4 protein-coding genes are annotated in these 6,706 nt (G+C 71.1%); 1 reads left to right on the top strand and 3 read right to left on the bottom strand.

Annotation, left to right across the window (positions count from 1 at the left end; genetic code table 11):
• Positions 1-78 precede the first annotated feature (78 nt).
• Positions 79-1,470, top strand: coding sequence for a GDSL-type esterase/lipase family protein (locus BA175_RS01705; protein WP_069169384.1), 1,392 nt, complete (start codon positions 79-81; stop codon positions 1,468-1,470).
• Between the two features lie 92 nt (positions 1,471-1,562).
• Here BA175_RS01705 and BA175_RS01710 read toward each other — a convergent pair whose 3' ends face one another.
• The 3 genes from BA175_RS01710 to BA175_RS01720 all read right to left on the bottom strand — a co-directional run bounded on the left by BA175_RS01710 (position 1,563) and on the right by BA175_RS01720 (position 6,604).
• The gene (locus tag BA175_RS01710) at positions 1,563-3,695 is read right to left on the bottom strand and encodes a 3-hydroxyacyl-CoA dehydrogenase NAD-binding domain-containing protein (RefSeq protein WP_069169385.1); all 2,133 of its coding nucleotides are present in this window, start codon (positions 3,693-3,695) and stop codon (positions 1,563-1,565) included.
• The gene (locus tag BA175_RS01715) at positions 3,692-4,921 is read right to left on the bottom strand and encodes a thiolase family protein (RefSeq protein WP_069169386.1); all 1,230 of its coding nucleotides are present in this window, start codon (positions 4,919-4,921) and stop codon (positions 3,692-3,694) included. The genes BA175_RS01710 and BA175_RS01715 overlap by 4 nt, the downstream gene beginning before the upstream one ends.
• A 408-nt stretch (positions 4,922-5,329) precedes the next feature.
• Positions 5,330-6,604 carry an HRDC domain-containing protein gene (locus BA175_RS01720; RefSeq protein ID WP_069169387.1) on the bottom strand — a complete coding sequence of 425 codons (1,275 nt, stop codon included), beginning with the start codon at positions 6,602-6,604 and terminating at the stop codon, positions 5,330-5,332.
• Between the last annotated feature and the right edge of the window lie 102 nt (positions 6,605-6,706).

The raw sequence follows: 6,706 nt of genomic DNA on the forward strand, positions 1-6,706 counted from the left end.
GCAAACGTTGCCTGCCGCGGCACTAGAGAAGAGCGGTACCCGACCGGAAGGCGAAGGGTGACGGGCGAGGAGAGGTACATGAGCAAGTTCTGCATCATCGGCAATTCGGTGGCCGCATCACGGAAAGCCGAGGAGCGCCCGCTGGCCGGCTGGGGGGAGTTTCTGGGCGACTTCCTGACGCCGTACTTCGAGGTGCGCAACTACGCGCGCGACGCGATGACGGCCCGTGCCTACTACACGGACCGTTTTATCTCGCTGCTGAATCTGCTGAGCCCCGGAGACGTCGTCGCCATCGATTTCGGCGGGGTCGAACAGCGCATCGACAATCCGGTCCGCTACCACGGGTACCGTGAGTTCAGGGAGTTCCTGTACCTGTACCTCGCCGCTGTTCAGCAGGAGGGAGCGATCCCGCTCCTCATGACCCCGGTCGCGCGTTGCGTCTTCGAGCCCGACGGTTCGGTGGCGGACACCCGCGACGGCTACCCGCAGCTGATCCGGGAGGTGGCGGCCGAGACCGGTACACCGCTCGTGGACCTCAATCAGCTCACCACGGGGATGCTTCAGGAGCTGGGACCGCAGCGTGCGAGGCAGTTCTACCGATGGGTCGACGCGGGTGAGCATCCGCATCATCCCGACGGTCTCATCGACGCCTCGCACTTCAACGAGGCGGGTGCCCGCGAGGTCGCGAGACTCGTCGCGATCGGCCTGGACAACGCGGTCGGTCTCCCGTTCGGGATGGTCGACCGGGCGGCCGTGTCCGTCCCCTCCGCGTACCCGCCGTTCTCTTCCGAGTTCACCGTCGAGGCCCCGGAATACGCGCTGCACAGCGAGGCACGCGTGGGCTCCGCCCCTGTGTTCGCCGGCCCGCGCAACGGACAGGTCGTGAGCGGCCTGCAGAAGTTCTCCGGCACGGTGGATCCCGGGACCTCGTACATCCTGTTCTTCGAGCGCGGTGCGTACGTCGGAGGTGCCCACGTGGGCGCCGGGGGCAAGTGGATCTGGCGAAGAGCCTTCAGGTGGGCGGCGGGAGAGTGGTCGGTCCACGCGGTCGGTCTCACCGAGCACGGGGTGTCTCCGGTGGGGGGTGTGGACTTCACCGTCGTCGAGACCGTCGAGCCCCCCGTGGTCCTGGGCCCGCGGGAGGGGAAACTGAGCGGACCCCGGCCCCGCTTCTCCGGTACCGCCATGCGGGGCGCCTCCCATGTGGCGATCATGGAGAACGAACGGTTGATCGCGAGCGCCCCGGTCCAGGAGGACGGCACGTGGAAGGTCGCGCACGCGCACGACTGGAAGCCCGGAACACACCTCCTGGAGTTCGTCACCGTCTTCAGCGCCCTCCACTCCGCGCCGACCCGGCACACGCTGCGCGTGCACGGCATTCCCGAAGGCAACTGGATCAGGGAATCGACGACGTCCAGGGAGCCGTGCGCCGACCCGTGCGAGCACCTTCCGTTCGCCGGCCGGTGGTAGCGGCGTCCCCGCGGGTGTACTGCACGCGCTCGGGCCGCACAGGGGAGAGACCCTGTGCGGCCCGAGTGTCGTCCGTCCGGCCGGAGTGAGTGTTACGCCGGAACGCTCGCCACGCCCGGCTCCAGGAACCGCTTGCCGTTGACGCGCTCCGAGACACCCTCGCGGTCCAGGTACGGCGTGATGCCGCCCAGATGGAAGGGCCAGCCCGCGCCGGTGATCAGGCAGAGGTCGATGTCCTGGGCCTCGGCGACGACGCCCTCGTCCAGCATCAGGCCGATCTCCTGCGCCACCGCGTCCAGCACGCGCTCGCGGACCTGGTCCTCGGTCAGGACGGTGTCGCCCTGCTCGAGGAGGGCGGCGACCTCCGGGTCCAGCTCCGGCCTACCGGAGTCGTAGACGTAGAAGCCGCGCTTGCCGGCCTTGACCACGGCGGCGAGGTTCCCGGACACCGTGAAGCGGTCGGGGAACGCCCGGTTCAGCGTCTCCGAGACGTGCAGGCCGATGGCCGGGCCGACCAGCTCCAGGAGCACCAGCGGGGACATCGGCAGCCCGAGGGGCTCGATGGCCTTCTCGGCCGTCGCCACGGGGGTGCCCTCGTCGATGATGTTCTGGATCTCGCCCATGAAGCGGGTCAGGATGCGGTTGACGACGAACGCCGGGGCGTCCTTCACCAGCACCGCGGTCTTCTTCAGCTTGCGGGCGACGCCGAAGGCCGTGGCCAGCGAGGCGTCGTCGGTCTGCTCGCCGCGCACGATCTCCAGGAGGGGCAGGACCGCGACCGGGTTGAAGAAGTGGAAGCCGACGACCCGCTCGGGGTTCTTCAGCTTCGACGCCATCTCGGTGACCGAGAGGGACGAGGTGTTCGTGGCGAGGATCGCGTGCGCCGGGGCGACCGCCTCGACCTCCGCGAACACCTGCTGCTTGACGCCGATCTCCTCGAAGACGGCCTCGATGACGAAGTCGGCGTCGGAGAAGCCCTCCGCCTTGTCCAGCACCCCGGAGACCAGGCCCTTGAGGCGGTTGGCCTTGTCCTGGTTGATGCGGCCCTTGCCGAGCAGCTTCTCGATCTCGGCGTGGACGTAGCCCACACCCTTGTCGACGCGCTCCTGGTCGATGTCCGTGAGGACGACCGGGACCTCGAGGCGGCGCAGGAACAGCAGGGCGAGCTGGCTGGCCATCAGGCCCGCGCCCACCACGCCGACCTTGGTGACCGGGCGCGCCAGCGCCTTGTCCGGTGCGCCGGCCGGGCGCTTGGCGCGCTTCTGGACCAGGTTGAAGGAGTAGATCCCCGCACGCAGTTCGCCACCCATGATCAGGTCCGCGAGGGCCTGGTCCTCGGCGTCGAAGCCGGCGCTCAGGTCGCCGCCCTTGGCCGCGGCGATGATCTCCAGCGCGCGGTACGCGGCCGGGGCGGCGCCGTGCACCTTGGAGTCGGCGACGGCCTTGCCGCGGGCCACGGCCTGGTCCCAGGCGTCACCCCGGTCGACCTCGGGACGCTCGACGGCGATCTCGCCCTTGAGGACGGCCGCCGTCCAGATCAGCGACTGCTCCAGGAAGTCCGCACCCTCGAAGAGCGCGTCGGCGATGCCGAGCTCGAAGACCTGCTTGCCCTTGAGCTGGCGGTTCTGGTTGAGCGAGTTCTCGATGATCACCGTGACGGCGCGGTCGGCGCCGATCAGGTTGGGCAGCAGCGCGCAGCCGCCCCAGCCGGGGACCAGGCCGAGGAAGACCTCGGGCAGCGAGAAAGCGGGGACCGCCGCGGAGACGGTGCGGTACGAGCAGTGCAGGCCGACCTCGACACCGCCGCCCATCGCCGCACCGTTGTAGTACGCGAAGGTCGGTACCGCCAGGCCGGACAGGCGGCGGAAGACGTCGTGCCCGCCCTTCCCGATGGCCAGCGCGTCCTTGTGGTCCTTGAGGAGCTCGACGCCCTTGAGGTCGGCGCCGACCGCGAAGATGAACGGCTTGCCGGTGATGCCGACACCGGTGACCGCGCCCTCGGCGGCCTCCTTCTCGACCTGGTCGATCGCGGCGTTCAGGTTCGCCAGCGACTGCGGTCCGAAGGTGGTCGGCTTGGTGTGGTCCAGGCCGTTGTCCAGCGTGATCAGGGCGAACCTGCCGGCGCCCGCCGGAAGGTCGAGGTGGCGTACGTGGGCCTGCGTGACGACCTCGCCGGGGAACAGCGCGGCCGCCCCCTTCAGGAGGTCGGTGGTGGCGGTGCTCACTTGCTGCCTCCGGCTGCGTTGTCGAAGTGCGGGTTCTCCCAGACGACCGTGGCCCCCATGCCGAAGCCGACGCACATCGTCGTCAGGCCGTAGCGGACCTCCGGCTGCTCCTCGAACTGGCGGGCCAGCTGGGTCATCAGGCGGACGCCGGAGGATGCCAGCGGGTGGCCGTAGGCGATCGCGCCGCCGTACTGGTTGACGCGGGCGTCGTCGTCGGCGATGCCGTAGTGCTCCAGGAAGGCGAGCACCTGCACGGCGAACGCCTCGTTGATCTCGAAGAGACCGATGTCGTCGATGGAGAGACCGGCCTTGGCCAGGGCCTTCTCCGTCGCCGGGATCGGGCCGTACCCCATGACCTCGGGCTCGACACCCGCGAAGGCGTACGACACGAGGCGCATCCTGACCGGGAGCCCCAGCTCGCGGGCCACGTCCTCGGCGGCGATGAGGGAGGCGGTGGCACCGTCGTTGAGCCCCGCGGCGTTGCCGGCCGTGACCCGGCCGTGCGCGCGGAACGGGGTCTTGAGGCCGGCCAGGGACTCCATCGTGGTGCCCGGGCGCATCGGCTCGTCGGCGGTGACCAGGCCCCAGCCCGTCTCGCCCGCCTCCGGGTTGGTGCGGCGCACGGAGACCGGCACCAGGTCCTGCTGGATCGTGCCGTTGGCATACGCCTTGGCGGCCTTCTCCTGCGAGCGCACCGCGTACTCGTCGGCGCGCTGCTTGGTGATCGTGGGGTACCTGTCGTGCAGGTTCTCCGCGGTCATCCCCATGAAGAGGGCGGACTCGTCGACCAGCTTCTCCGAGACGAAGCGCGGATTCGGGTCCACGCCCTCGCCCATCGGGTGACGGCCCATGTGCTCGACACCACCGGCGACGACGACGTCGTACGCGCCGAAGGCGATGGAACCGGCCGTCGAGGTGACGGCGGTCAGGGCGCCCGCACACATGCGGTCGATGGAGTAGCCGGGCACCGACTGCGGCAGACCGGCCAGGATTCCGGCGGTGCGTCCGAGGGTGAGGCCCTGGTCGCCGATCTGGGTGGTCGCGGCGATGGCGACCTCGTCGATCTTGGCGGGGTCCAGGTCCGGGTTGCGGCGCAGCAGCTCCCGGATGGCCTTCACGACGAGATCGTCGGCGCGGGTCTCGTGGTAGATGCCCTTCGGGCCCGCTTTGCCGAACGGGGTGCGGACGCCGTCGACGAAGACGACGTCCCTGATGGTACGAGGCACGGTGGCTCTCCTCCAGGGTGCGGGATGGCACTGCTGCGGGACGCGCCGGTGAGCGCGCCGCGCCCCTCATGCTACTTGCGGGTAACCAGACTGCCCACCCCCCACGGCGGGAGCGGTGAAGGTCACACGGCCCGGGATGCTCGCGGCCGCGCCGGGGGCCGCAGGAACTGGCGTGAAATCGACCCTGGATCCGATCCTCGCCGATGGGTGGGGCGCGCGAACCGCCCCGACACGCACGCATTCCGGGGATTCGAGCACGCGTACGACGCGTACGGCCCGGCCGTCCGGGCCGTACGCGCGGGGGTGGTGTGCGTGCGTACGGGGGTGATGTGCGCGCGGGCGCGGTCCGGCCCGCCCCGGGCCGACCGGAGTGGGCCGGCCGTAGGGGGACGGACCGACCCGGCGGTGTCAGGCGCGCGCGGCCAGGGCCCGCAGGAGCAGCGGGGCGACCTGCTCGATCTGCCAGCGACGGGCACCGTGGGCCGCGAGGGCGCTCTCCACCGTCTCCGGGGTCAGCACCTCGGGCGGCTCCCAGCAGACCCGGCGCACCGTGTCCGGGGTGATCAGGTTCTCCTGAGGCATGCGCAGCCGCTCCGCGAGCTCCGAGACCGCCGAGCGGGCCGCCGACAGCCGGGCGGCGGCGGCCGGGTCCTTGTCCGCCCAGGAACGCGGCGGCGGGGGGCCCGCCGGCTGCTGGCCGGGCTGGGGGAGCTCCGATTCGGGCAGCAGCTTCGCCCGGTCCACGGCGGCCTGCCACTGCTCCAGCTGGCGGCGGCCCATGCGGTGGCCGAAGCCGGGCAGGGCGGTCAGGGCCTGTACGTTCACCGGCAGGGCCAGGGCCGCCTCGATGATCGCGGCGTCGCCGAGCACCTTGCCGGGGGAGACGTCGCGGCGCTGCGCCACCTGGTCGCGGGCGGTCCAGAGCTCCCGTACGACCGCGATCTGGCGGCGCCGGCGCACCTTGTGCATGCCGGAGGTCCGGCGCCAGGGGTCCTTGCGCGGGGGAGCCGGCGGGGCCGAGGCGATGGCGTCGAACTCCTCGAGGGCCCACTCCAGCTTGCCCTGGCGGTCCAGCTCCTTCTCCAGGGCGTCGCGCAGGTCCACCAGCAGCTCGACGTCGAGCGCGGCGTAGCGCAGCCAGGGTTCGGGCAGAGGGCGGGTGGACCAGTCGACCGCGGAGTGGCCCTTCTCCAGCGCGTAGCCGAGGACGTTCTCCACTATGGCGCCCAGACCGACCCGGGGGAATCCCGCCAGCCGTCCGGCCAGCTCCGTGTCGAAGATCGAGGTCGGGATCATGCCTATGTCGCGCAGGCAGGGCAGGTCCTGCGTCGCGGCGTGCAGGATCCACTCGGTCCCGGCGAGGGCCTCGCCCAGGCCGGACAGGTCCGGGCAGCCGACCGGGTCGATCAGCGCACTGCCCGCGCCCTCGCGGCGCAGCTGTACGAGGTAGGCGCGCTGCCCGTAGCGATAGCCGGAGGCGCGCTCGGCGTCGACGGCGACGGGGCCGGTGCCCGCGGCGAAGGCCGCGATCACCTCGGCCAGGGCATCGTCGGTCGCCACCACCGGGGGAATGCCCTCGCGCGGTTCGAGCAAGGGGATCGGCGCCGGGGCGACGTCGTCCGGAGGGGCGCCCCCGGTGGTTCGCAGTGAAGTGTCTGCTGCGGTCTCTTGGGCGTCGGTCACATGCCAAGGGTATCCGTGTATGCGCGGCGCCCGTCGACGGAACGTTCCGTCGACGGGCGTCCATGCGCGTAAACCGGCCGGACGCGCATCCGTGCACGTCCG

It is taken from the genome of Streptomyces griseus (assembly GCF_001715295.1).
Lineage (GTDB): Bacteria > Actinomycetota > Actinomycetes > Streptomycetales > Streptomycetaceae > Streptomyces > Streptomyces griseus_G.

What these genes read in the sequence shown, in the direction of transcription:
- BA175_RS01705 (WP_069169384.1), top strand. Translation starts at nt 79, where the DNA reads ATGAGCAAGTTCTGCATCATCGGCAATTCGGTGGCCGCATCACGGAAA.